Genomic DNA, 25,693 nt, shown 5'->3' with positions numbered 1-25,693 from the left:
ATTACTCCCAAAATGGAATGAAGATGCCTATATTCAACGGGTCAGAGAGTTTAGATGGAAAAACTACATGTAATAATGATTTTTTTGTCTAATACGGCGCAAAAGTAGGGGATTTAACTACTTAATTTACAGTTAAAACAACTTTTCGAAGGAATTACGTATAAATAGATGTACTTTTTCCAGATAATTCCTCCTAGTACGCATCGAGCCCCAGCTAGTTAGCGGCTGAGCCACCCTCCGCACTCATCCGTATCTCCGATAGCCGATACCACAGCAGCATGCCGAAAGAGCAAAGTCCAACGACGATCAACAAACCATAAACATGCTTGTACGACTGTAGGAGCGAGGTATTCCGCTGAACTTCAAGTAGAATGCCGCATATGGCGACCGAAATAGATCCTCCAAAAAACTGGATCAGCTGCATGAGCCCCATGCCAGAGCCAATTAATGGCTTCGGCAGCATCCGTGATGTCTCGTTATTTAACGATGCCATTGTCGCGGAGAAGGCCGGCGAGAAACAAAGGTAGCCGATCATGACGACGTGAGGGGAAGCGCCAAGCAACGTTGCGAATAGAATCATGACCAGAATTAACAACCCGTGGCCAAGAAGCAGAAATCGCAGATTGCCGAACCGATCAATCCAGCGGCCGACGAAGCGGGTTAGGAACGCAGATAGAATAGCTCCTGGCGCAATCGTTAAGCCGATGGTCATGGCAGATTGGTGGAACACCTTGGCAAGAACAAGTGGCATTAGAAATAGATTGCCAAGGTTCAGGACTAGGATGCAGAATCCGATGACCACAAGCTTCCGAAAGGCCGGATTCACCAATAATAACGGATTAATGAACGTGTCACTGGATCGACGCAAGTGCCACGCGTGTACACCAAAGGAGATGCCGCTAATCGCCAGCCACACACCAGAAATCTGCGTAACTGCGAGCAGTAAAGATGCGGCATTCGCTACGGTTAGCAGCGCTCCTAGCATGTCAAAGCGGAACGAAACAGGCTCTTCTTTGGGAAGCAAACGCAAAAGAATGGGAAGAATGACTAACACTAGGCAGGTAATGGCGAACAATCCATTCCAACCCCAATATTCGCTGATGATGCCGCCAACGATCGGGCCGAGGCCGAAGGCCATCGCGCTTCCAGCAGAAATCATCGCAATCGCCGATCCTCTTCGCTCAATGGGGATGTAGCGGCTGGCGAGAACCAAGCCAAGTCCTGCCATCACGCCTGCGCCTGCAGATTGAAGAATTCGTGCCGCTAATAGCGTATGGAACTCCCTGGCGAACAGTCCAAACACCGAGGAAAGTCCAAGTATCATCAGACCTATGGTGAGGAGTTTACGTATATGGACTACATCCGAGAGTCTACTGTAGATAACCGTAGATAAGGCGTAGCCAATGGAATAGCTGGAAATAACCCAAGATCCGAGATCTGCCGTGATGCTAAGATCTTGAATAATACTAGGAATCGAGACGTTGAACATTGTCGTATTCATAACCACAATGAATAAGCCGATTGTCCACACGGGCATTACAATTTTATCGTTCATGCGAATCCATCCTGTCTGATGCGTGAAGTAACATATGAACTTTATTATAAACCTACATGGGCCAATAGCCAAAATAGATGAGGCACATGACAGTTGACAGGCGGGGAAAATGGAGGTAATATTTGATTATACATTTAGACAAATATCTAAATAAGGAGGAGCTTCCATTTGAATGAGGCATTTAAAGCGCTAGCGGATCCGACTCGTCGTGAAATTCTACAACTGCTGCGAGAAAAGAGTATGAATGCTGGAGATATTGCTGATCATTTCAAGATTAGTAAGCCGAGCATATCGCATCATTTGAACCTGCTCAAACAAGCAGGACTCGTCATGGATGAACGCCATGGTCAACATATCCTATATACCTTGCACACGACAGTGGTTGAAGACGTCATCGGATGGATGTTTAACATACTTAACAAAAAAGATGAGGGGGAATCGTCATGAAAAAATGGAAAGAGATTGTGTTGCTTGTAATTAGCCTTTCACCAGCGATAGGGGGCTTTATCTTTTATAATCGTCTTCCGGATACGATGGCGAGCCATTTCGGCGTGAATAATGAAGTGAACGGAACGATGAGCAAAGAAATGTCGCTGCTCATGCTGGTTCTGCTGGGTCTGCTGCCGCTGTTGATGCGGGCTATGAGAGCGATCGATCCGAAGAAAGCCAATTTCGAGAAATTTCCAGCGGCATTTGAGGTAACGCGATTCGGCGTAACCATTCTCTTGGCCATTGTCGGCTGGGCAATCATTTTCTTTAATCTAGGGTACAGCCTGGACTTTAAGAAAATCACGATGATTCTGCTGGGCGTGTTGTTTGCTGTGATGGGGAACTTTTTGACGCAAGTGAAGCCTAACTATACGTTCGGTATTCGGACACCTTGGACACTCGCAAATGAAGAAATATGGAGAAAGACGCATCGGTTAGGCGGACCGCTGATGATGGTGGGAGGCATTGTCGCTTTCATTGCAGCGTTCTTAGCGAGCTCGGTCGCCATCGGCATATTTATTGCCGCTATCCTCATCTCTTCCTTCATTCCGATTATCTATTCGTATGTGATGTTTAGTCGCCTTTCGAAATAAATAGGCCCAAATTAAAAAGATTGCTCAGCGAGTGCTGAGCAGTCTTTTTTCACATTTGCTTAACACCATTAACGTTTAAACTGGGCGAATCACTTTTTAACGTATACGTTCGATTTAACAGATAGCCGAAGAGAGAAGCAAGCGACTGTTGAAACAACATGCCGAGCACGACAGGAATAGCCACAGGTGGCGGGAAATAAGCTACAGCAAGGACTGCACCCGCACTAATATTACGCATACCACTGTTAAAAGTAAGAGCAACCACGACATCTTGTTCCCATCGGAACAACCTAGCGACAAGCCAACCGATCATGTAGCCCAGTGAGGCCACAACAAGTACAAAACCTGCCAACCCGAGCAGCTTCGCATTGAAATCGCGGAGGTATGGAGCGATGACAGAGCTATTAATTGCTACGACGATACCCATGCATATTTTAGAAAAAGGACTTAAACGGCCTCCCCATTGCTCCTTAATTTTACCCCGCGTCCACTGATTGAGCCCCATCCCGATGAGTGAAGGAACGACGATCATGAAGAACAAGCCTTTCATCATCGCGAACGTATCCAGCTGCACTTTGGTGCCGACCAGCAGAGAGAGTGTATATGGCACGACAAAAGGAGAGAGGATCGTATCCATCAGGATGATCGACAGCGTTAGTACGATATTGCCGCGATAAATGGCTACCCACACGAAGCTTGTAATCCCCGTAGGAATGGCTGCGGCTAGAATAAGTCCCGTAATTGTCAGCGGTTCGTGACCATAGACAGCATGACCGAGTCCGAGTGCGATGAGGGGCATCCCGACTTGCAGAATGAATAAGGTGGTCAGAAGTGGCAGCGGCTGAACAACGACCTTGATGAATTCTCTGAAGCTGGAAGCGATGCTCCCCGAGAACGTCATGAAGGCAAACAACCATGGCGACAAGTAGGTGAACCCAGATAAGTGACTTCCGAGCAGAACACCGATAAGAACACTGAGAGGTGTGATGAGCGGCAAAATCTTTTCTAATTGGCGATTCAACTGAGGCAGCATCTAGGTGAACATCCTTTCGTGACAGCTTGAAGTGTAGTCTGCTATTTAATTCTGCTATTTCACTTGACCGATGGAAAGACTGACTTTGTAATTGCCATATGTGAGAAGCTCATCCAGGAAGGCATTCAATTCAAGGGGCGTACGGACGCGAACTCGCATCCAATAGCACCCTTCGCCGCTTACGCGGTGCGTCTCAACGACACTCTCCTGATGCCCGATGTAAGAGAGGAACGCTTGATGAGCGGTGTTAGATTTCATGAAAACAACGATAAAGGCATGCACGACTTGCCCTATTTTCTCAGGATTCCAGTTTACGGTATAGCCGGTTATGACCCCGAGATCCTGTAATTTACGAATGCGAGAACCAACAGCTTGTCCCGTTAAATGGACGTGCTGCCCAATGGCTTTGTGCGACTGAGTGGCATCTTGCAGCAAATGGTGCAAGATACGTAGATCGATCTCATCGATCGGTGGGTTGCTTAGCACGTTATATAAATTCCTTTCAGAATGAAATGGAAATTCGATTTTTCTTTTCATCAGATGGTATGAGTTGCACGTCAACTATTTTACAATTGTAGCAGATCAACAATTATAAGATAAGAGGTGCTAGAAGAATGAATCTTCAATTAATTCGCCATGCTACAATTTGGCTGGAATACGCAGGAATTAAAGTTTTAATCGATCCGATGTTTAGTGACGCTGGCGCCAACCCGCCGATCGTGAATACAGCCAATCCGAAAAGGAACCCGCTCGTGCCTCTGCCATTTCCGTTAACTGAAATTGGTCAACCTGACGTGATCATCGTGACCCACCTGCACGGGGATCATTGGGACGGGGCGGCCGCGCAAGCGCTGCCTAAATCAACACCTATCCTGTGCCAACCAGGGGATGAAGAAGCCTTTACTACTGCGGGGTTTACGTCCGTAACGGCGATCCAGGAGTCTTATAAGCTACGGGGAGTAACCTTGTTCCGAACGGGTGGACAGCATGGGACTGGTGAAATAGGGAAATTGATGGGGCAAGTATCCGGCTTTGTATTTACAGCGGCGAACGAGCCGGCATTGTACCTCGCGGGGGATACGATATGGTGCGACGATGTTCAGCAAGCGCTGGAAGAACATCAACCAGCTTGGACCGTTGTCAATGCGGGTGGCGCTCAGTTCGAAGTCGGCGATCCCATTACGATGGATGCGAACGATGTGGTAAGCCTATGCAGATACGGACCTTTCACGCGAGTCGTTGCCGTTCACATGAATGCGATCAATCATTGCCACGTGACGCGTGCGGATTTGCGAGATAGATTGACAGTAGAAGGGTTGTTGGAGCAGGTTGTGATTCCAGAAGATGGGGAGTGGGTTTGAGAGCAGAAAGGAAAGAAGGTTAACCACATAAATAAAAAGCATGCCATCCTAAGATGAGCATGCTTGCTTTGGTTGTACCTAGTTGTGGCGTAATAATATTATTTACCAAGTAAAATTTTGGTGTACGGGGAATCAATCGGCAGCATAATGACGGGCTCCCCTTGAAATGACACCAAGTAACTATCCAACGTACGGTAGAAATTGTAAAAAGCAGGGTCCTGGCCGTAAGCGGAGTTATAAATTTTAGCCGCTTCTTGCTCGCCTTCGGCTACAATTTTCTTCGCATCCGCTTGCGCTTGTGCGATCAATTCGCTTGCTTGGCGATCGGCTTTGGAGGTGATTTTCTTCGACTCCTCATCGCCCTCGGACAAGTACTTCGCCGCAATGGATTGACGGTCAGAGATCATCCGTTTGTACACGCTTTGTTTGTTGGACTCAGGTAGATCCGTACGCTTGATGCGCACATCAACGATCTGAATGCCGTAGTTATCGCGCTCCATCAAATCCGAAACTTCCTTCGTAATCTCATCGTTCAAATTCCCGCGCTGCGTATTTTCGCTGATAATATCGCTGTAATTGATCTCCGACAACTTCCGTCGGACGGTGTTGTACACAGCGGCATCAATCCGCTCTTCCCCGCCAGTGATCGATTGAATCGTGCGCAAGAATTGCTGCGCATCATCAATGCGCCATACCGTATAGTTATCCACTTCGATCGGCTTCTTATCTTTGGTCAGAATGGAAGTAGGTTTGCTGTCATACACCATCTGATATTTAGGAAGCGTGCGGACCGATTCAATGAACGGAATTTTAAAATGAATACCAGGTTCTGTCTGGATACGAACAGCTTCTCCGAATTTAAGAACGACGCGGTATTGGCCTTCTTTCACAATAAAGATGGAAATCAGGAAGAAAATGACGAGAACGACACCAAGGATGGATCTCAGAATCCATTTATTTTGTACGGTCATTTCGCAGTCCCTCCAGTCGTACCTGTTGCAGCAGCAGGTGTACGCAACAGCTCATTGATTGGTAAATATTTAACGGTTTCGCCAGTGCTGTCACTGATGAAAATTTTGGCATTCGGCAATATTTTCTCTAACGTCTCGATGATAAGCCTGCTCTCGGTTACTGATTTATTATTGGCATACTCCGCATAGAGGGCATTAAACTTCGCAACATCCCCCTGTGCATTCAAAATCCGTGATTTCTTCTGAGCTTCGGCATTCTCGATCAGTGCCTGCGCGTTACCGCGCTCCCGAGGAAGGATATCATTCTCGTATTTTGTTGCCACGTTTATCTTCGTGTTTTTCTCTTCACGTGCGTTCGTTACATCCTTAAAAGCATTCTGCACATCGCCCGCTGGCGGCTCAATATCTTGGAATTTCAAATCGATAATATGAATGCCCGTTTGATATTTCGTCTGCATTTCAATCAAACGCTCCTTAACCTTGCCTTGGACCTCAGTTTTTCCTTCAGTAATGGCAAAGTCTAGCGCCGTCGCGCCGATTACCGAACGAATCGCTGCACTTGCCGAGTTGCGTAAGAACAATTCAGCATTATCAATATTGTACAAATAGTTCTGCATGTCACTGATATTCCATTCCACTACGGCATCAGCGGATAAAATATTTTCATCCCCCGTAATCATCATCGCTTCTTCATCTACGGGTGTAATTTTACCACCAGCTTCACGGAAGCCGATTTGGATGCGTTGTGTCTTTTTGGCAGGTAATACAATCACTTGTTGAATGGGAAAAGGGAGTTTAAAGTGAAGCCCAGCCTCCTTCTCGGTCGTATATTTACCTAATGTGAGAATAGCCGCCTTCTCATGCTCCTGTACTGTGTAGAAAGTGGAAGATCCGAAAATAAGAACGAGAACGATGACAAGGCCGATTACAATTTTGGTCATCAAGCCTGGCGGGAGGGAGGAGGGTCTTCGTCGATCAGATTCTGGCAGTACAAACGGTTCCATGGCAAACACCCCTTAATATAAGTTTTACTTATAGTCCTATACGGGAAGTATTGGAAATGGTTTCAGGGAGATGAGGTTAATTCTCAATAAATTGAGAAAGGTTAGGGCACTGCCAATGAAAATGGAAAATTGGTATTTCCAAGAGTTGGCTGTCATGCTATGATGAGTAGTAATCGCATACGAATGAATCCCTAGGGGCGCCGAGAGGCTGAGACAGTGTAGACTGAACCCTTTGAACCTGATCTGGTTTATGCCAGCGGAGGAAAGTGGAACGAGCTTTGGAGCCGATTTTATTGTTATTTATGATGAGGCAGCCTACAACCACTTTCCTGAGGAAAGTGGTTTTTTTGTATTTATTTGCACAGTCGAGATGATTCACATGGTTAAAAATAGTGAGATTTCGTGGAGAGGAGTCGCCTTCAATGTCTGAGAAAGAGCTGCATGTCATATCGAGTGGGAAGATGGCATGGTCTGAGATCGCAAAGATTGCGGCGCAGATTCACCCGTATGTCACAGCGATTCATATTCGGGAGAAAACGAAATCCTTGGATGAAGTGTTCATCGGCATTCAGTACATAGTAGAGCAAGGAATTCCGGCGAAAAGCCTGTACGTTAACGGTTTTCCCTCCATCGCTCTGGCTTTGCAAACAGGAGGACTCCAGCTGCCAGGTACGACGCCGCCTTTGGTTATTCAGGATGAGTTGTGCCGGGGCATACAGCGCATCGGAGTCTCTGTGCATGGGGCGGTTGAGGCGAGTTGGCGTGAGAAAGAAGGAGCCGATTATGTCATGTTCGGTCATATTTTTGCGACAAACTCCAAGCAAGGCGTGCCGCCTAGGGGTCTGGAGCAGTTAAGACAAGTAGTTAATGGGGTGAACATTCCTGTCATTGCAATCGGCGGGATGACACCTGCGAGAGTCCAATCGGTTCTGGATGCAGGAGCATCCGGCATCGCAGTGATGAGCGGAATATGGGAAGCAGCGGATCCGCTTGGAGCCGTTCTAGCCTATCATGATGAGCTTCAATAAATAGAGGTGAGCGAAATGTCAGCAACAAGATCCCATGTCATCATCGTTGGCGGTGGTGTTATCGGTACATCCATTGCCTATTACTTGGCTAAAAGAGGGCAGTCCGTCACGCTGCTAGAGCGCGGTCAACTAGGCACAGAAGCCTCGGCTGCGGCGGCAGGCATGCTCGGCGCGCAGTCCGAGATGGAAGACACGGGCGCCCTGTTCCAGTGGGCGCGTCTAAGTAGATCTATGTTCCCCGAGTTGAGCGGGGAACTGAGAGAACTCACGGGCATCGACATCGGCCTCGTCCGTGAGGGGCTCTTGAACGTCGCGCTCAGCGACGTTCAAGAGGCGGAGTTGCGCGCGCGGGAGAAGCTCCAGCGCGCCGCGGGCGAGCAGGCCCAGTGGCTCAGCGCAGCTGAAGCCACGGCCCTGGAACCCGCGCTGAGCGCAGCGACGCGCGGAGCCCTGTACCTGCCCAGCGATGGGCAGGTCGATGCTCCGCTGCTGGCGGCCGCGTTCGCGCAGGCCGCGCAGGTGCTTGGGGCGAAGGTGCAACCGTTCGCCGGGGTGCAAGGGCTGCTGACCGCGCAGGAGCGGGTCATCGGCGTGCAGACGGCCGCCGGTCCGCTCTACGGCGACCACGTGGTCGTCGCCGCAGGCACGTGGAGCGGTCAGCTGCTTGGGAGCATCGGCATCGAGTTGCCGATGTATCCTGTGAAAGGCGAGTGCTTCTCCGTGAGGACGCCGAAGCCTCTCTTGAAGAAAACCCTGTTCTCGCCAGGGTGCTATATCGTTCCGAAAGCCGGCGGACGGCTGGTGGTCGGCGCGACGGTCGTGCCGCACAGCTATGACCGCAAGGTGTCGCTCTCGGGCTTAGCCGAGCTGATGGAGCGCGCGAGGGAGTTGATGCCCGCGCTCGGCGACGCCGAGTGGGAGAAGGCTTGGTCGGGGCTGCGCCCGCAGACCGCCGACGGGCTGCCCTACATCGGCAAAGTGCCGACGGTGGAGGGCTTGTATACAGCTTGCGGACATTACCGCAACGGAATTTTGCTGAGCCCGATCACCGGAAAGGTGATGGCGGATTGGATTTTGGGCGGAGATGGCGCAGGTGAGCAGGGGAAAGCATCTATAGCTCCTTGGCTGAATGCATTCAGCCCTGATCTGTCCCCTAGAACCGAGCGGGTGAGTAACAGTCACGAGGGTCAGGAACCTTTTTCAGCCCAAGGAAAGGAATTGATAAGCATTGAAACTGCACATTAATGGTCAGCAGGTGGACGTACCCGATACGATTCGAACCGTCGTGGAGCTGCTTGCCCACTTCGATTTATGCGACAAAATGCTCGTGGTAGAGCATAACGCAGCCATTTTACATAAAGAAGATCACGCTGGTGCTGAGCTGGCGGAAGGCCACAAAATTGAGATCGTTCATTTCGTTGGAGGAGGATAAAGACATGTTAAAAATTGGTCCATATGAATTTCGTTCACGTTTGCTGCTAGGTACGGGGAAGTTTCCAGATTTTCAGATTCAAAAACAAGCGGTGGATATCTCCGAGTCGCAAATTCTGACCTTTGCGGTTCGTCGAATGAATATTTTTGAGGCGAGTCAGCCGAATTTCCTGTCGATGCTGGATACGTCGAACTTCACGTTGCTGCCGAATACAGCTGGTGCCAAAACAGCAGAAGAAGCCGTGCGCATCGCGCGCTTAGCGAAAGCCTCTGGCTTGTGCGACATGATCAAAGTCGAGGTGATCGGCGATGAAATGACGCTGCTCCCCGATCCCGTGGAAACGCTGAAAGCATCCGAAATGCTGCTGGAGGAAGGCTTTATCGTGTTGCCTTATACATCGGATGATGTTTTGCTAGCTAAACGTTTGCAAGCACTCGGCGTACATGCCATTATGCCTGGTGCATCACCGATTGGTACGGGGCAAGGGATAATTAACCCGCTGAACCTGAGTTTCATCATCGAGCAAGCAACAGTACCTGTGATCGTGGACGCGGGAATTGGCGCACCTTCCGACGCATCATTAGCTATGGAAATGGGCGCCGACGGCGTGCTATTGAACACGGCCGTATCAGGTGCCAAGGATCCTGTCAAAATGGCTTACGCCATGAAACTCGCGATTGAAGCAGGACGCGCAGGCTTTGAGGCAGGGCGGATTCCGAAGAAGCGATATGCGTCGGCAAGTTCTCCGATGGATGGATTGAGTCGAGCGTAGGGTCGTGTGGGGTTGAGTAGATGAGTCAGTTGTAAGGGAAATTCAAGGTTCATTGTTACTCGGAGTCGCAGTGTTTTCCTCATCCAACAGTGGCCTATTTGTTTGAAAAGTGCAAAAAGGCATCTATTTCACTCCATTGAGGCAATAAATGACCTGAAAGTTGCAAAAAGGCAGTTATTTAGGGGCAAATGGTTCAATTTGCTGTGAAAGCAGCGAAAAGGTTGCAGATTTGCACTTTTTTATGAAATTGAGGCGTTTTGGTCGGAAAAGGATGCCTTTTTGCAACTTTGGAGACGTAGACTTTGATTTGGATTTGGATTTGGACTTGAGTGGTACTTGGATTTGGACTTGATTGGAGTGCTGAGTCGGAAAGGGGGAGTAACGTGGCGATTCACAAAGCATTGACGATTGCCGGATCAGACAGCGGTGGTGGTGCCGGCATTCAGGCGGATTTGAAAACGTTTCAGGAGCTCGGTGTATACGGCATGTCCGTGATTACGGCTGTCACCGCGCAGAACACACTTGGTGTGCAAGGGGTTTATCCGATGAGCGGGGAGGCAATTGAACGCCAACTGGCTTCTATTGGAGAAGATTTACGACCGGATGCGTTGAAGACAGGGATGCTTTTTAGCGGGGAAATTATTCGTATTGTCGCGACGGCGATTAAGAACTATGCGTGGAAACAGATCGTTGTGGACCCGGTGATGATTGCCAAAGGTGGAGCTTCACTCTTGCAACAGGAAGCGATTGACGCGATGATTCAGCAGTTGCTGCCACTTGCAGATGTGGTAACACCAAATATCCCCGAAGCGGAAGTACTCAGTGGCATGCAGATTACGGATGCGGACTCACGGCAAAAGGCAGCTAGACGAATTCACGCCTACGGCTGTAAGCATGTGATGATCAAAGGCGGCCATGAAGCGAATACCGAGCATGCGACGGATTTACTGTTTGATGGCGTTTCTTTTACCGAATTTACGACTAAAAGGCTGCACACGCAGCACACGCATGGAACGGGCTGCACATTTGCTGCAGCTGTGACTTCGGGGTTGGCGCAGGGCCTTACGACGAAGGCGTCTCTGCAGTTGGCCAAAAGCTTCATCCACGCAGCGATTTCGGAGCCTTTACATATCGGAAGCGGGCATGGACCGACGAATCATTGGGCTTATCAGCAGGGCGTGCGGGGCGCTGCTCTGAAAGAGACAGCCACGCGAGGTGCACGATGAGCGCCATGTTGACTGCGGAAGAGCTGCGTAAGGCGCTGCGTTTGTATTTGGTGATGGGCAGCCCCAATTGTGGCGGGGGAGATCCGTATGAAGTGTTGGAAGCCGCCATCGACGGCGGCATCACGATGTTTCAGCTGCGCGAGAAGGGCCCCGGCGCCCTGCAGGGGCTGGAGCTGCTCGCGCTAGGCGCGCGGCTGCGCCGCCTTTGCGCGCAGCGCGGGATACCATTCATCGTGAACGATGATGAACGGTTGGCTCTAGAGCTTGAGGCCGATGGGATTCACATCGGCCAAGAGGATGCCCCAGCCGCCGCGGTGCGCGAGCGGCTGCCGAACATGATCGTGGGCGTGTCGGCCCACGATCTGGGCGAAGCCCAGTCGGCGCTGGCTGAAGGCGCCGACTACTTAGGCGTAGGCCCCCAGTACGCCACGCGCACGAAGCTCGATGCGCGTGAGGTCCAGGGGCCAGCCAGCATTATGCGGATGCGCGCAGGCGGCATCCAGCTGCCGCTAGTGGGCATCGGGGGGATCGATGCCACGAATGCGGGCGCCGTCATCCGCGCAGGGGCGGATGGCGTTGCAGTGGTGAGCGCCATCGCTAGTGCGCGCTCACCGCGCGAAGCTGCAGCGGCTTTGCGTTCGCTGCTTCTCTTGTAGTGGTGAGCCCCCTTGTACCCCATCATCCACGATGAAACTAACAACTAACAAAAAACATTTTTTGTCATTCGAAATCACTGGTCATGTGTATTCGAAAAAGTAGCTCCGTGGCGCTCATTTTATCATTCGAAATCACTGGTCATGTGTATTTGCAAAAGTAACCCCGTGGCGCTCATTATGTCATTCGAAATCACTGTTTATGTGTATTCGAAATAGTAACTCCGTGGCCCTCATCCCTGATCCTATCATCCCAGATACTACTGAAACTATTAAATTTGTACAGTTCATAAATGACTGAATGCCATTTGAATGGCGCAGTACCAAATATCTTGGTATTTATTGGTGACGTTTCTACCTTTATGGTGACAGAAACGTCCCTTTTTGCTACCATAGTAGAAAGACTTAATTTCGGTAATCCGTTAAAGCGGTGAAATGTCACTGTGTTTTAAGGTCGCGTACTCCCTTTAATGGACAGAAGCCGCAATTGACATAGATTCTGTTTAGCATTATGATACGGTTAAAAAGATTTGACCGTCGTTTAATTAATCTCTTTAAGAGATTATAAGATAACCAAGAAGCGCTTGTAGCAAGGCTTTTTCGAGATAAAGCTCGTTCTAGCATAGGTACATTCGTTAATCTTGGTACTGGAGAGGGAGGTCGGATCCACGATGAAACTGCAGCCTGTTTATATCATTGAAGAACTCGAACAACTCAAAACAATTAGTGATCCACTTCGTGCTAGAGTACTGCTTTATCTCATAGAGAAAGCTTATACGGGACAGCAGTTGGCCAAACTATTAGGGATGGCGCGTGCCAAAGTGCATTATCATTTGAATGAGCTTGAGCGTCATAATTTGATTTGCGTCGTTCGTACAGAGCTTAAGAATGGCATTGTGCAAAAATTTTATCGTGCTGTAGCACGTGGTTTTGTGCCTAGCGAGAACTTGCTCCCGTATGTTTCGGAGGTAGAAAATTATTATCGAGAACGTACATTAAGTGTACTTGGACATGCTAGAAACAGAGCGATTAATGCCCCCGAAGAGGCGTTTCAAATTCCATCGCCAGACCGATCCCAGTGGCCGATTATCATGACGCAGGTTGAAGTCAAAATGAGTAGAGCGAAGTACACCGAATGGGTAAGTAAATTCCGCGCACTTATTTATGAACTAGATGCCGAACAAGAGGAGAATGGGGAATGGTTCTATTTGACGACGGTCGGCTTTCAGACACATGAAAGAGGTTTTGACCCCATCGAACCCGCTAATGAAGAGGAGAGATAACACATGCTGGATCCTAGATTAACCAAACTTGCTGATGTATTGGTCAATTATTCAGTTAAAGCACAGCCAGGTGAAAATATTTTAATTGAAGCTTATGGAATTGACTCTGCTCTTGTCAAAGAGATCGTCAAAAAGGTGCACGCCGCGGGCGCACATCCTTTCGTTAATTTGCGCGACCATGCTGTGATTCGTGAGCTCGTTATGAACGGTACGGAAGCTCAAATGCAAACATGGGCGGATGCCGATGCCTTCCAAATGAAACAAATGAACGGTTACATAGGGGTTCGCGGCGGAGCGAATATCTATGAGCTGTCGGATATTCCGGCGGATCGGATGAAGCTTTACAATTCCGTGTACTATCAACAGGTTCATTTTGATGTCCGTGTGAAGGATACAAGATGGGTTGTTCTTCGCTACCCAACGTCCTCGATGGCTCAACTTGCGAGTATGAGTACGGATGCGTTCGAGGATTTCTATTTCAATGTATGTACGATGGATTATGGCAAAATGTCCAAAGCGATGGATCCGCTCAAAGAGCTTATGGATCGCACAGACAAAGTACGTCTCGTCGGTCCAGGTACCGATTTGACGTTCTCGATCAAAGGCATCGGCGGCGTGAAATGCGATGGTGAGCTTAACATTCCAGATGGCGAAGTGTATTCCGCTCCTGTGCGGGATTCTGTGAATGGTGTCATTTCCTATAATACGCCTTCGCCACATGACGGCTTTATTTTCGAGAACGTGGTGCTTCATTTCGAAAATGGTAAAATCGTTAAAGCGACGGCGAATGATACGGATCGCATTAATGAGATTTTCGACATGGATGAAGGCGCACGTTATGTTGGTGAATTTGCAATTGGGGTGAATCCATACATCCAACACCCGATGAAAGATATTCTTTTCGATGAGAAAATCGACGGCAGCTTCCATTTCACGCCTGGTAATTGCTATGATGATGCCTACAACGGCAACAAATCTTCACTGCACTGGGATATGGTGAATATTCAACGTCCTGAGTATGGCGGCGGCGAAATTTGGTTTGACGATGTGTTGATCCGTAAGGACGGTATCTTCGTATTGCCTGAACTTCTCGTATTGAATCCAGAGAACCTGAAATAAGGTTCTACATAGTCAAAAGGTTGCCAAAGTCATGAATGATGACCTGGGCAACCTTTTTTTTGCGTGAAGTATCGTACACATACGGTGCGGTGCGCCTGACAGAGAGCGCTTGAGCAACTAGATGGATTTTATACAGTTATATTTCGGGTGCTTATGCCATCGTATCTTTCAACTGCTGAACAATCTTCTTAGGTGCTGTTCGTGCGTACCCTTCAAGGATCAAATCTTCAATCTCTGACCATGGCACTCGTTCAACGTTCATGATGCTAACCCAGCCATGCTGGCCGATATAGGGTGTCTTCTTATAAGCCGTGCCCTCTTGACTTAAGAGGAACTCTTGGGTGGTTAGGTTCGTTTTGAACGATGTGGAGACTTGGCCATCGGTCTCACCTATGAATATAAAGGGCTTGTCTTTAACACGAAAAGTAGTGTGACCAAAGCCATCAACCTTTTCATCTACTACCGGCAGTTTCGTGCAAAAATCACGGATTCTAGCAAGAAGCGCCAACCCTTCCGGCGAGGTAATCTGATGGTGCGACACAAGGATCACTCCTAAGCATAGATTTGAATTGCTAGAGCAGTGGCTACTTATTACACTCGTCTTTGCTGAGACTGGTACTGACGAGGCGGGAGGCCGACGGCCTTTTTAAAAGTCCGAATGAAGTTCGAATAATCGTTGAAGCCGGCTAGCTGGCAAGTGTCGGTTACGGTTGAGCCTTCGCGCAGCAAGTGTTTGGCTCTGGCGATGCGCTTGAACAAGATATGCTCATGAATGGTGCTGCCTGTATGCTTTTTGAAAAGTCGGCATAAGTAAGAACGGTTCATGAAGACGACTTGTTCGAGTACCTCGAGCGACAGGTCCTGATCTAGATTCTCATCAATGTAGGCGAAGAGTGAGGAGAGCTTATCTGGCATCATGACTTGCTCCTCTTGTTTCCCTTGGTTCTGGAAGATCCGATTAATGAATACGAGCAACTCAATAAAGGTTGCAAAATAAAGGATCTCTGAACCTGGCAAGGCCTGAGGCCGACGATGCATTTCCATGCGATCGTAGAGTTTCATAATGTCGTCAATTTGCGGTGGTGTCAACCTCATACGATTCTGCTCACCAAAAACACGATTATTGAAGCAGTCCAACAAGTCGAACTGTTGAGAGTTAAAATGCTCCAGCAGTGCTGGATTGAAATGAATGACAACATTCTCATAGCGCTGTTTCTTCGATTGGAAATTAGGGCGATGCAGCTCATTACTATGCATGATCAGCAAGTCCCCGTACTGCAAGGGATATACTTGCTTTTCAATGAAATAGTGAACATCGCCAGTAAGGAAGAAATAGATTTCATAGTGGTCCTGATGCTGGTGGAAGTCTAACGGTATTGGATTATGGGTTACGGCATGTCGAAAAGTCAACAGCTGATCGAGATTCTTGTACATTTCCTGCATGTGAAGATCTCCTCTGTGAGCCTAGTCAATATTAGCAAACTTTTGCCCAATTAATGCAATGAATACGTTTTTATTATACTGCAAAATATAGGAGAGATAAACATGCAATGGATCTTGCTTATATCCTTAAGGAGGCATATATATGAAATTATCCGTATTTACTGTAGCTACACCTGACTTGACGCCGGAAGAACTTACTAAGGTTGCTGCCGCCGCTGGTATCACTGGTATTGAGTGGCGCTTCAAAGATATCCCAGCAGACGCGGTAGGACAGAAGCCTTCTTTCTGGGGAAATAATTTGTGTTCGATCGATCCTGCTGCTTCGGATGCAGAACTTGATCGTTTTAAGCAAGCGGCTCTGAACGAAAACCTCGTGAACCTGAGCATTACGCCTTATCTAAACAACTGTGATGTAGCCGAAACGGAGAATGTTTTCAAAGCAGCTCAAAAAATGGGCGTTCCCTTCATCCGCGTTGGTGTACCTGGTTATGATAAAAGCAAGAACTACAATGATTTGTTCGCCAAAGCTGTGGACTACCTTCACCATGTGCAAGAGCTTTCCCAGCAGTATGGTGTCAAAGGTTTAGTCGAGACGCATCACAATACGATCACTGCAAGCGCTGGACTAGCTCATAGACTCGTATCTGGTTTCAAACCAGAGAACATTGGTGTGCTTCATGATGCGGGCAACATGGTGCACGAAGGATTCGAGAACCACCGTATGGGTCTTGAATTGCTAGGACCTTACCTAGCACATGTACATGTGAAGAATGCAGCATGGACGCTTTCAGGTGAAGAGCAAGACGGCATTAAGCTTTGGAAGAGCGAGTGGGCACCTATTGATGCGGGTATCGTGAACTGGAAGCAAGTGCTTGATGATTTGAAAGCGGTTGGCTACGACGGTTACCTGGGCATTGAAGACTTCAGCGGCCAATTCGGCACGGTTGAGATGTTGAATAACTTCTCTACGAAAGTGAAGCAATGGTTAGCGTAAGTTAGGATATAATAAGCGAAACGAGAAACCTTCAAAACCACGGAAAGTGGGGTTGAAGGTTTTTTTGCTGCTTAGTGAATGGCATTCCATGCAACGAACGAACAACATTCGTGTAATTGGATTGAAGTTGGTTGTAACAAGTGTTATTCTAACAACGGTAAACGCGAGAGCTATGCTCTTCCATATATCTAATAATTTGTGTCAAAGAAAGGTAATACGATGATCAAAGTTGAAAACTTATCCTTCTCATTCCCGCAAAAAGAACTATATACTAACATTTCATTTACGCTTGAAGAGGGACAACATTGTGCTTTTATAGGAACAAGTGGCAGTGGAAAAAGTACACTGATCGATATACTGATGGATCCAGAAAGATATTTGTTTGAGGGCAAATTAGAAATAGACCCAACTTGCCAAATTCGGCATGTCAGTCAATTCCCGCAATTCGACAAAGGGAAAGAAACAACCGTTTTCGAATATTTAGGAGAAGAATTTATTGGGATACAAAATGAAATCACAGCTATTTGTACGGAAATGGAAACAACATCGGATATGGATGCCTTATTAGAAAAGTATCAATTGGCTTTAGACACATTTGATTCAATCGGTGGGGCTGATTTTGAAAGCAATATTCTGAAGAAACTAAATCTAGCGAATCTCATGAAGCTGAAAGATCTTAGCCTATCCGACCTGAGTGGCGGCGAGTTTAAACTTATTCAAGTGATGAAGGAAATGCTTAGTCAGCCAGATGTAATAATTATGGATGAACCAGATGTGTTTTTAGACTTTGAAAATTTAAATGCGCTTAAAAATCTGATTAATTCTCACAAAGGAATGCTGCTAGTTGTTACGCACAACCGCTATTTATTGAATCATTGTTTTAACAAAATCATACACCTCGAGAACATGGAGATCCAAGAGTTTGACGGGCGATATATCGCGTACAACTTCTCATTGCTTCAGACTAAAATTGAGCTGCAAGAGATCGCAGTCGCTGAACAAGAAGAAATTGAGAGATACGATAACATTATTGATAATCTTAGAGCTATCGCCACGTATAACTCAGAAGCATCTAGAGGGAGAGCATTAAAAGCTAGAGTTAGATTTCAAGAAAGATTGGAAGCGCGTCGAATTAAAGCGCCATTTGTTGAAATTAAGCAACCGAATATCAGTTTTGGAATCGAAAATGAAATTGAACTTGAAGACACCATTGTTGTCAATGTCAAAAATTATCGTGTTGCCTTTGATGAGCTGCTTCTAGACAATGTTAACTTTGAGATAAAGTCTGGGGATAAAGTGGCCATTATCGGTCCAAATGGTGCCGGGAAAACGACGCTGCTTCGTGATATTTTTAAAAACAATCAGGATTCCATTGAACTACATGCCGATGCTAAAGTGGCCTATTTATCTCAGATTCAAGGCGAAGTGTTACAGGATTCTAATACCATACTAGAAGAATTCATCGATGCTGGGTTTAAAACGTATGATGAAGTCAGATCGTTTATTTCAAATTATGGCTTTGAAGGAGAAATCGTTAATCAGAAGATAGGATCATTATCTGGTGGAGAAAAAAATATGCTTCAATTGGCTAAGGTTTCTGCCAGTAAAGCAAACGTATTGCTCCTGGATGAACCGACAAGCCATTTGGATACCTATACACAAATCGCATTGGATAAAGCCATTGAAGACTACAAAGGTGCGATTATCATGATTTCTCATGATTTCTATTCGGTTGTCAATGGTATGGATTATGTGTTAATTATTGACGATAAAACGATTAGAAAAATGAGCATGCGCAAATTTAGGCAGATGATTTATGCTAATCATTTTGATAGAGGCTATTTAGAAGCGGAACAAAATAAAAAAGCAGTTGAAATGAAAATAGAGTTGGCTTTGAAAAGTACTGATTTTGAACAGGCAAAAGTGCTGGTTGAAGAGCTAGAAGAATTGATTAAATTGCTTTAATGCAAAAGTGCAAAAGAGCATCTTTTTTGAGGATAAGAAGTAAAAAGTGGGTAAATAAGTGCGAAAGTGCAACCTTTTGGCATGGATCGGCGAGAAATCGCTGAATCTCAGCTAAATAGATGCCTTTTCGCACTTATTTCAGTTGAAAGCGCTGAAATCGCGGAAAAAGTTGTATTTTTGCACTTTTGACGGGGGATGTTGAGGACGGGGAGTAGTGGGAGATTACAGATGGAAGATTACCGGGGAGCGGGAGAGTAGGTAAGTAGGTGGGAAGTTAGTGGTGAATCAGCTGCCACACGCAGACGGAAAGACCGTTCAGGAGCCTGAACGGTCTTTCATTGCTTGCGTTAGTTGTTTTCCGTATGCAACTTCACCATCGCAAGAATGGCTGCGTCAATCTCTCGCTCGATAGCGCCAGAAACGACATCCGTATGCGGATTGTACACTTCCCGCAGATCGGCGTCGGCATAGCCATCCAAAGCGACGATGGCACCAGCACGTACTCCGCGCAGCGAAGCGATAACATAGAGCGCGGCGATTTCCATCTCGACCGCTAAGGCGCCAGCTTGCTTATATTTGCGGTGAGGGAATTCCTCGACCCCTTGGAAGAAAGCATCCAAGGTAACGGTGATGCCTTGCTTCACGAGCCCATCGGTCTCAGAAGCGGCTTGATATAACGCGCGAGTAACAGCGTGATCAGCTACCGCGGGGAAACCGTGAGGCACTAGCTGGCGAGTTAAGCCCTCTTCACGTACCGCGGCTGTGCTGACAACGAGGCTTCCTGGCGGTACGTCCGCAGAGTAGGATCCAGCGGTTCCGACGCGAATCAGTGTCTTCACACCGCCTTTGATAAGCTCCTCGAAGCATACCGCTGCTCCTGGGGACCCGACACCGTGGCTCACGACGGTGATGGGGACGCCATCCTTAGCGCCTACGAAGGTCCGATACTCGCGGGAGAAAGAAAGCTCACGCACGTTGTCCAGCTTACGCGAAATGGCTTCCGCTCTGAACGGGTCACCGCACACGATCGCATAGGGAGTTAAGTCTTCCGAATTGACTTGTAAGATGGATAAAAGCAAATTAATCGAACTCCTTTCTGACCCACTCATCTTCGGGGATTGGAATAGCTTCGCCGGAGAAGCGCTGTTCTTGGAACGGATCTGCGACATTATGGAAGCCATTGCGTTCCCAGAAGCCTTCGCGGTCTTCCGCCATGAACTCAATGCCTCGAATCCACTTGGCACTTTTCCAGAAATACAAATGCGGAACTACAAGGCGAAGCGGCCAACCATGCTTGAGCGTGAGTGGCTCGCCATCGAAAGTCGTTGCCAATAGGATATTATCACCCATGAGATCTGCGAGTGGAACGTTCGTTTCATAGTCATTGTCCGCATGGATCATAACATACTTTCCTTCGGGTTTTACATCAATCAGTTCAAGGAAATCTCGGAAGCGCACGCCTTCCCATACCGTATCCAGCTTGGACCAACGGGTTACACAGTGGATATCGCACTGAATTTGTGTACGGGGTAAAGCCAAAATATCATCATAGCTGAATGTTTTCTCTTCGACGACTTCGCCAAAAACGCGCAGCGTCCATGCGGCCATATCGTACTTGGGAACTTCGCCTTCATGCAGAATGGGAAAGCGGTCCGTAACAGCTTGTCCAGGTGGAACTCGACCAGCAAGCTCTTGTGGAACGTCTACAGCGGGGATTTGCATGCGCTTAATGCGCTCCGCTTTGGTGTCTCTAGGCATCTGCCATCCTCCTTAAAGTTTTCCTTTAGGAAAACTCACTTCGTAAGCATTACTAAACATATCTTGGTAGTGTTTTAACGCGAACTGCCATTCGCTTTCTGGGCATCTGCTAAGTAATTGCTCTTACGGAAGAAAAGCATCGCAAGCAATGTCACGATATAAGGCAGCATTTGAGTGAAATGGGTTGGTAATGAGAAGCCTTGAAGGCGAATACTGAACGCATCCATTAAACCGAACAACAAGCTGGACGCCATGACGCCAATCGGATTGGCTTGTCCCAGCATGGTGGCCACGAGCGCGATGAAGCCGCGGCCAGCCGTCATGCCTTCGGTGAACATGGTCACTTGTCCAAGAGACAGCTGTGCACCAGCGAGTCCGCAGAGGACACCGCAGATGAGTACAGCGATATACTGCATCCGATTGACCTTAATGCCGATGCTCTTGGCGGCTACAGGGTTTTCACCGACAGCGATCATGCGGAAGCCGAGGACGGATTTGAATAGCAAGTACTGTAGCGCGAACACCAGCACGAAGGCTAGATAGACAAGCGGAGAGTGCCCGGATATAATCCCGCCAAGGACTGGGATATCTTGAATGAAGGGGATGTCCCACTTCGGCAGTCCGATCATATTTTTATCATAATAAGCACCTTTTACGTTGAAAATAGCCTTCAAACAAAATGCCGTTAAGCCTAGGGCTAGAAAGTTAAATGAGATACCGACCACGATGACGTTCGCCTGCAGATGGATGCTCATATAAGCAAAAATCAACGAAAACAGCATGGTGACGGCAATGGCGATGAGCACGGCTAAGATAACGTTGCCTGTATAGTAATTCCCGACAATCGCAGAGAAGGCACCGACCAAGACGAATCCTTCTAGGCCGACGTTAAACAAGCCGACGCGCGAGCAGATGGCTCCGCCTAGTGCTGCGAGAAGAATCGGAGCGACCATGCGAATCATGGAGTTGAATAAAGATACATCAAGAAGATGCTGCATCGCCCTTGCCTCCTTTCCGGCGTTTCCATAGAGTAAAGCTGATTTTGGCTGTTACAAAGAGAATGAGCAACGATTGAATGACACTGGATATTTGCAGTGGAATGTCTGTATTGCGTTCAACGCCCATGCCTCCGGTTTGCAAGGCTGCAAGCAGAATGGAAGCAAGCGCTGTACCTAATGGATGCGCGCCGGAGAGCAAGGTTGCCATGATGCCTGACCAAGCATAGCCAGGATTCGAAATCATGCCATCCGTATAGCGATACTGCATACCGAGCACCTCAACGGCGCCAGCAAGTCCCGCGAAACCGCCGCTGGCAAACATACTCGTCAGCATGACTTTGCGTCTATTTACCCCGCCATAAGCCGCGAACAACGGATTGTAGCCCAGCATGCGGACCTCATAACCAGCAACGGTATATTTAATGAATAGAAATAGGAGAATGGCGAGTACAATCGCAATAATAAAGCCGCCATGGATGCTCATGCCTTGAAACAATTTGGGGAGCCATACGCCTTTATCGATCATCATCGTTTGGGCTAGTGCAGCTGAACCTGATGTATCTTTGAGCGGATATGCGACGATATATCCTGCGAATAAAGCCGCTATATAGTTAAGCAACAAGGTTGTAATAATCAAATTCATTCGGAATTTCGCATCCAGCCAACCCGCGAAGGCCGACCAAATTCCGCCCGCCAAGATGCCGCTAAGAATTGCGGCTAGCAATTTAAATAGCGGAGGCCCAGGCATGTAAAGAGCAACGATGCTGCTGGATAGGGCACCAAGAATCATTTGGCCTTCAGACCCCATGTTGAAGAATCCAGCACGAAATGCAATCGATACACCTAACCCAACAAGAATGAGCGGAGTAGCGCGTGTTAACGTATTCGTGAAATAGAAGAAGTTGCCGAAGGCACCTTTCCACATTTCGGTGTACGTTTCGACGACGGATCCGCCAATGAGCAGAATGGCAATCGCACCGCCGAGCAACCCGATGACAATGGCAAGCAGCGGCTGAATCCAGGCGCTTAGGTTGAACAGTCTTTTAAGCATGTGAAGTTCCCCCTGCCATCCATAAGCTGATTTGTTCCTCTGTTGCTTCTGCGGCGGATAATTCGCCCACGATTCGTCCTTCGTACATGACCAAGATACGATCGGACAATTGTAAAATCTCTGTCAATTCCGAGGAAACTAGTAATATAGCGCCTTGGTCGTCCCGTTTGCGAAGAAGTTCTTCATGAATCAATTCCATGGCGCCAATATCTACACCACGAGTCGGTTCAGCGGCGATCAAAAAGGGCTGTCCCTGTGCAAGTTCCCTCGCTACGATAAGCTTCTGCAAGTTCCCTCCGGATAGAAACTTCACTTTGGCATCTTGGGAGCCCGCTTTAATCTGAAATTGCTGGATGAAGCCGCTAACCATATTGCGGAGTTCTTTTCCGTTAAGAAGACCAGAGCGTCTTTTGGTTTTATGATGACCCATCGTGCCATTATCTAACACAGTTCCTTCTTTGGCTGCGCCCCATTGATAGCGATCCTCTGGTACATGGGAAAGTCCGATTTCCCTGATTTCACGAACGGAGCGCCCCCGAACTGGCTTCCCTAATAAGTGGATTTCTCCCTGATCAATCGCTTGGAGTCCAGAAATGGCTTGTATTAATTCCGATTGACCATTGCCTGAAATACCCGCAATACCAACGATTTCCCCCGCTTTCACCTGCAAATTGACTCGATCCAGCACAGGCTTTCCTTTGTCACCATGAATGGAAATGTCTTGAACGTGAAGGACGGTTTGACCGACAGTCAGATCTTTTTTCTTAAGCTGCTTCAAATCTCGGCCAACCATGAGCTTGGAGAGCTCTTCAACGTTCGTGGCAGCTGCGTCCACAGTACCTGTCATTTTACCATCACGAAGTACAGTAACGCGGTCTGCCACTTCCATGACTTCATGGAGCTTGTGCGTGATGATGATGAAGCTTTTGCCTAGTTGAGCTAGGCTTTTCATAATGACGAGAAGTTCTTTGGCTTCCAGCGGCGTGAGCACACCAGTAGGCTCGTCTAGGATTATGATGTCTGCGCCTTGATATAGCACCTTCAAGATCTCGACGCGTTGCTGCAAACCGAGTGGGCAATCAGCGACTTTCAGGCGCGGATCAATAGGGAGACGATATTTGGCGCATAGCTCTTCAATCTGTGTGATGGCTTTTTTACGGTCAAATGCCACACCAGACTTCGGCTCGTTGCCAATCACGATATTTTCAGCCACCGTAAACGAAGGGAAGAGCATGAAGTGCTGATGCACCATCCCAATACCATGTCGAATCGCATCTGTGGGATTGGTGAAAGCTACTTCCTTGCCGTTCAAAAGAATATGACCGGCCGTAGGCTGCTCCATGCCGTACAAGATGCGCATTAGGGTGGTCTTACCAGCGCCGTTCTCCCCGACTAATGCATGAATTTCACCTTGACGCAGCGAGAAATCAACGCCAGAATTCGCTGTTAAATCGCCGTATGTTTTCGTAATTTGACGCATTTGAAGCAGCATAACGGTTTTTCGCTCCTCTACCTAGACATGAGGAAACTGCTTACGTCTCCGTAAACAGTTTCCAGGTCAAACATATATGCGATTATGAAACAAAATTATTTGACTGGATTTTCTACTTTTACTTTACCAGAAACGATATCATCACGGATAGCTTTTACTTTGGTAATGACATCTTGTCCAACGAACGGGCTTAGAGCTGATGTTGTTTCTCTTGTAACGAATGTAAGACCAACGCCATCTTCTTTCAAGCCGTAGTCAACAGCACCGAATTTGAACGTGCCATTTACGAAATCTTTCACGGTTTGGTAAGCAACAGCATCTGTTCCTTTCAATTGGGAAAGCACGATATGCTGTGGATCTGTTAGTGTACGGTCAATGTCTTGTCCGGATGTATAGAAGCCTTTTTCTTTCGCTGCTTCGAATACACCAAGATCGCCTACAGCGGATGCTCCTGCGATAAAGTCAGCACCTTGCGAGAATTGCGTTAGTGCCAATTCTTTGGCTTTCGCTGGATCTGTGAAGCTGCCTACATAGTTAACGATGAATTTCGCATTCGGGTTCGTTGCTTTCAAACCTTCTTGGAATCCAACGGTGTATTTCTTAATGAGTGGGATATCAACGGCTGCAACCATACCTACAATGTTCTTCTTCGTAGAAAGACCAGCTGCTGCTCCAAGCAAGTAAGCTGCTTCATGTTCACGGAAGACAACGCTGCGCACATTTGGAAGATCAACAGTCGTATCAATAATCGCGAAAGATTTCTTCGGATTTTCAGTAGCTACCTTTTTGAGTGCATCTTCAGCTGTGAAGGAGCTTGTAATGATCAGATCATAATTGTCGGCAACAGCTGCGCGCAAGTTTTGCTCAATCGCGCTCGCATCTGCGGACTCAACCGTTTTAACCGTAACGCCAAATTCTTTGCTAGCTTTCTTAACGCCTTCATCCATTTGTGTGAAGAAGGGGTTAACACCGATTTTCTCAGGCGTAATCAGGATAATCTTTTTATCGGACTTCGCTGCTGGTGCACCGGATGCTGCAGGTGATGCTGTTTCTGTTTTGGCGGCTCCGCAGCCCGTTAGTAAGACAGTTGCGGCAAGAACTGAGAAAATAACTTTTTTCATAATGGATCTCTCCCCTAATCTATTTATGTATGAATTAACCAATGACATAATTATATCCTACTAAGAAACTCGGATATAGTCAAAGGGTTTATTTTCCGATTCGACAAAATCACTCAAAATTCTACAAAATCGAAAGTCTAACCGTTATTATACTAAAATGTACGAGCACAATCCATCTCTTTCAATAAACTACCAGTAGTAACAGGTGTAAGGCAGAAATCTGAATCATGGATAGTGCAGCTGAATATCGGTTTACTCGCCAAATGAAGAAATGTTTATCGCCCTGTAGAACGTGATATAGGCAGGACAAGCGTGACACTTTAGTATAAATGTAAGCGCTTAAACGTGCGCT

The 25,693-nt window shown here is 47.5% G+C and carries 26 protein-coding genes and 1 riboswitch; of the genes, 13 read left to right on the top strand and 13 right to left on the bottom strand.

Annotated features, from left to right (window positions below; all coding sequences use genetic code 11):
* Nucleotides 1-214: 214 nt before the first annotated feature.
* Entirely contained in the window at nt 215-1,555 is a 1,341-nt protein-coding gene (locus AC58PV_RS05080) for an MFS transporter (RefSeq protein ID WP_497431184.1), read from the bottom strand.
* Between the two features lie 168 nt (nt 1,556-1,723).
* Between AC58PV_RS05080 and AC58PV_RS05075 the strand changes: the two genes are divergently transcribed.
* Both AC58PV_RS05075 and AC58PV_RS05070 read left to right on the top strand, forming a co-directional pair.
* Nucleotides 1,724-2,002, top strand: coding sequence for an autorepressor SdpR family transcription factor (locus tag AC58PV_RS05075; RefSeq protein WP_497431183.1), 279 nt, complete (start codon nt 1,724-1,726; stop codon nt 2,000-2,002).
* Nucleotides 1,999-2,637 (top strand): SdpI family protein, encoded by a 639-nt coding sequence (locus AC58PV_RS05070; protein ID WP_497431182.1) that lies wholly within the window; start codon nt 1,999-2,001, stop codon nt 2,635-2,637. The genes AC58PV_RS05075 and AC58PV_RS05070 overlap by 4 nt, the downstream gene beginning before the upstream one ends.
* A gap of 49 nt (nt 2,638-2,686) precedes the next feature.
* On the opposite strand, the gene AC58PV_RS05065 is transcribed toward AC58PV_RS05070, so the two are convergent.
* Together AC58PV_RS05065 and AC58PV_RS05060 are read right to left on the bottom strand one after the other, a co-directional pair.
* Complete coding sequence (locus AC58PV_RS05065; protein ID WP_497431181.1) at nt 2,687-3,670, bottom strand: bile acid:sodium symporter family protein; 984 nt, start codon at nt 3,668-3,670, stop codon at nt 2,687-2,689.
* 54 nt (nt 3,671-3,724) lie between these two features.
* Nucleotides 3,725-4,156 (bottom strand): Lrp/AsnC family transcriptional regulator, encoded by a 432-nt coding sequence (locus tag AC58PV_RS05060; protein WP_497431180.1) that lies wholly within the window; start codon nt 4,154-4,156, stop codon nt 3,725-3,727.
* Nucleotides 4,157-4,284: 128 nt separating this feature from the next.
* Between AC58PV_RS05060 and AC58PV_RS05055 the strand changes: the two genes are divergently transcribed.
* On the top strand, nt 4,285-5,031 hold the full coding sequence (locus AC58PV_RS05055; RefSeq protein WP_497431179.1) for an MBL fold metallo-hydrolase: 747 nt from the start codon (nt 4,285-4,287) through the stop codon (nt 5,029-5,031).
* 98 nt (nt 5,032-5,129) lie between these two features.
* On the opposite strand, the gene hflC is transcribed toward AC58PV_RS05055, so the two are convergent.
* Both hflC and hflK read right to left on the bottom strand, forming a co-directional pair.
* Nucleotides 5,130-6,002: a protease modulator HflC gene (gene hflC, locus AC58PV_RS05050; protein ID WP_497431178.1), complete on the bottom strand. Its 873-nt coding sequence runs from the start codon at nt 6,000-6,002 to the stop codon at nt 5,130-5,132.
* Nucleotides 5,999-7,006, bottom strand: a complete 1,008-nt coding sequence (gene hflK, locus AC58PV_RS05045) for an FtsH protease activity modulator HflK (RefSeq protein WP_497431177.1) — start codon at nt 7,004-7,006, stop codon at nt 5,999-6,001. Before hflK ends, hflC begins: the two co-directional genes overlap by 4 nt.
* Before the next feature lie 183 nt (nt 7,007-7,189).
* A riboswitch (TPP riboswitch) is annotated at nt 7,190-7,288 on the top strand.
* Nucleotides 7,289-7,428: 140 nt separating this feature from the next.
* Between hflK and AC58PV_RS05040 the strand changes: the two genes are divergently transcribed.
* The 8 genes from AC58PV_RS05040 to AC58PV_RS05005 all read left to right on the top strand — a co-directional run bounded on the left by AC58PV_RS05040 (nt 7,429) and on the right by AC58PV_RS05005 (nt 14,519).
* Nucleotides 7,429-8,034, top strand: a complete 606-nt coding sequence (locus AC58PV_RS05040; protein WP_497431176.1) for a thiamine phosphate synthase — start codon at nt 7,429-7,431, stop codon at nt 8,032-8,034.
* A gap of 15 nt (nt 8,035-8,049) precedes the next feature.
* A complete protein-coding gene (gene thiO, locus AC58PV_RS05035; protein ID WP_497431175.1) occupies nt 8,050-9,279 on the top strand; it encodes a glycine oxidase ThiO in 1,230 nt (409 codons plus the stop codon).
* A complete protein-coding gene (gene thiS, locus AC58PV_RS05030; protein WP_497431174.1) occupies nt 9,263-9,466 on the top strand; it encodes a sulfur carrier protein ThiS in 204 nt (67 codons plus the stop codon). The genes thiO and thiS overlap by 17 nt, the downstream gene beginning before the upstream one ends.
* Nucleotides 9,467-9,470: 4 nt before the next feature.
* Nucleotides 9,471-10,238, top strand: a complete 768-nt coding sequence (locus AC58PV_RS05025; protein WP_497431173.1) for a thiazole synthase — start codon at nt 9,471-9,473, stop codon at nt 10,236-10,238.
* A 383-nt stretch (nt 10,239-10,621) separates the two neighbouring features.
* Nucleotides 10,622-11,464 carry a bifunctional hydroxymethylpyrimidine kinase/phosphomethylpyrimidine kinase gene (thiD, locus tag AC58PV_RS05020; RefSeq protein WP_497431172.1) on the top strand — a complete coding sequence of 281 codons (843 nt, stop codon included), beginning with the start codon at nt 10,622-10,624 and terminating at the stop codon, nt 11,462-11,464.
* Nucleotides 11,461-12,120: a thiamine phosphate synthase gene (thiE, locus tag AC58PV_RS05015; RefSeq protein ID WP_497431171.1), complete on the top strand. Its 660-nt coding sequence runs from the start codon at nt 11,461-11,463 to the stop codon at nt 12,118-12,120. The genes thiD and thiE overlap by 4 nt, the downstream gene beginning before the upstream one ends.
* 668 nt (nt 12,121-12,788) lie before the next feature.
* Nucleotides 12,789-13,400, top strand: a complete 612-nt coding sequence (locus tag AC58PV_RS05010) for an ArsR/SmtB family transcription factor (protein WP_497431170.1) — start codon at nt 12,789-12,791, stop codon at nt 13,398-13,400.
* Between the two features lie 3 nt (nt 13,401-13,403).
* Nucleotides 13,404-14,519, top strand: coding sequence for an aminopeptidase (locus AC58PV_RS05005; protein ID WP_497431169.1), 1,116 nt, complete (start codon nt 13,404-13,406; stop codon nt 14,517-14,519).
* Between the two features lie 151 nt (nt 14,520-14,670).
* Here AC58PV_RS05005 and AC58PV_RS05000 read toward each other — a convergent pair whose 3' ends face one another.
* Nucleotides 14,671-15,060, bottom strand: coding sequence for an MmcQ/YjbR family DNA-binding protein (locus tag AC58PV_RS05000; protein WP_497431168.1), 390 nt, complete (start codon nt 15,058-15,060; stop codon nt 14,671-14,673).
* 50 nt (nt 15,061-15,110) lie between these two features.
* The gene (locus tag AC58PV_RS04995) at nt 15,111-15,962 is read right to left on the bottom strand and encodes a helix-turn-helix domain-containing protein (protein WP_497431167.1); all 852 of its coding nucleotides are present in this window, start codon (nt 15,960-15,962) and stop codon (nt 15,111-15,113) included.
* Nucleotides 15,963-16,104: 142 nt separating this feature from the next.
* Here AC58PV_RS04995 and AC58PV_RS04990 point away from each other — a divergent pair, with 142 nt between their 5' ends.
* The gene (locus tag AC58PV_RS04990; protein ID WP_497431166.1) at nt 16,105-16,956 is read left to right on the top strand and encodes a sugar phosphate isomerase/epimerase family protein; all 852 of its coding nucleotides are present in this window, start codon (nt 16,105-16,107) and stop codon (nt 16,954-16,956) included.
* Nucleotides 16,957-17,175: 219 nt separating this feature from the next.
* Complete coding sequence (locus tag AC58PV_RS04985) at nt 17,176-18,921, top strand: ABC-F family ATP-binding cassette domain-containing protein (RefSeq protein WP_497431165.1); 1,746 nt, start codon at nt 17,176-17,178, stop codon at nt 18,919-18,921.
* Between the two features lie 347 nt (nt 18,922-19,268).
* Here the strand turns inward: AC58PV_RS04985 and AC58PV_RS04980 are convergent, their stop codons facing one another.
* The 6 genes from AC58PV_RS04980 to AC58PV_RS04955 all read right to left on the bottom strand — a co-directional run bounded on the left by AC58PV_RS04980 (nt 19,269) and on the right by AC58PV_RS04955 (nt 25,341).
* A complete protein-coding gene (locus AC58PV_RS04980; protein WP_497431164.1) occupies nt 19,269-20,000 on the bottom strand; it encodes a nucleoside phosphorylase in 732 nt (243 codons plus the stop codon).
* Nucleotide 20,001: 1 nt separating this feature from the next.
* On the bottom strand, nt 20,002-20,679 hold the full coding sequence (locus AC58PV_RS04975; RefSeq protein ID WP_497431163.1) for a sulfite oxidase-like oxidoreductase: 678 nt from the start codon (nt 20,677-20,679) through the stop codon (nt 20,002-20,004).
* A gap of 74 nt (nt 20,680-20,753) precedes the next feature.
* A complete protein-coding gene (locus AC58PV_RS04970; protein ID WP_497431162.1) occupies nt 20,754-21,677 on the bottom strand; it encodes an ABC transporter permease in 924 nt (307 codons plus the stop codon).
* Nucleotides 21,661-22,728, bottom strand: a complete 1,068-nt coding sequence (locus AC58PV_RS04965; protein WP_497431161.1) for an ABC transporter permease — start codon at nt 22,726-22,728, stop codon at nt 21,661-21,663. The genes AC58PV_RS04970 and AC58PV_RS04965 overlap by 17 nt, the downstream gene beginning before the upstream one ends.
* Nucleotides 22,721-24,220, bottom strand: coding sequence for an ABC transporter ATP-binding protein (locus AC58PV_RS04960; protein ID WP_497431160.1), 1,500 nt, complete (start codon nt 24,218-24,220; stop codon nt 22,721-22,723). Before AC58PV_RS04960 ends, AC58PV_RS04965 begins: the two co-directional genes overlap by 8 nt.
* Before the next feature lie 95 nt (nt 24,221-24,315).
* On the bottom strand, nt 24,316-25,341 hold the full coding sequence (locus tag AC58PV_RS04955) for a BMP family lipoprotein (RefSeq protein WP_497431159.1): 1,026 nt from the start codon (nt 25,339-25,341) through the stop codon (nt 24,316-24,318).
* Nucleotides 25,342-25,693: the final 352 nt, after the last annotated feature.

This window comes from Paenibacillus sp. J22FR83, from assembly GCF_059691955.1.
The sequence above is the reverse complement of the archived record's forward strand: the minus strand, read 5'-3'. Positions and strand labels throughout refer to the sequence as shown.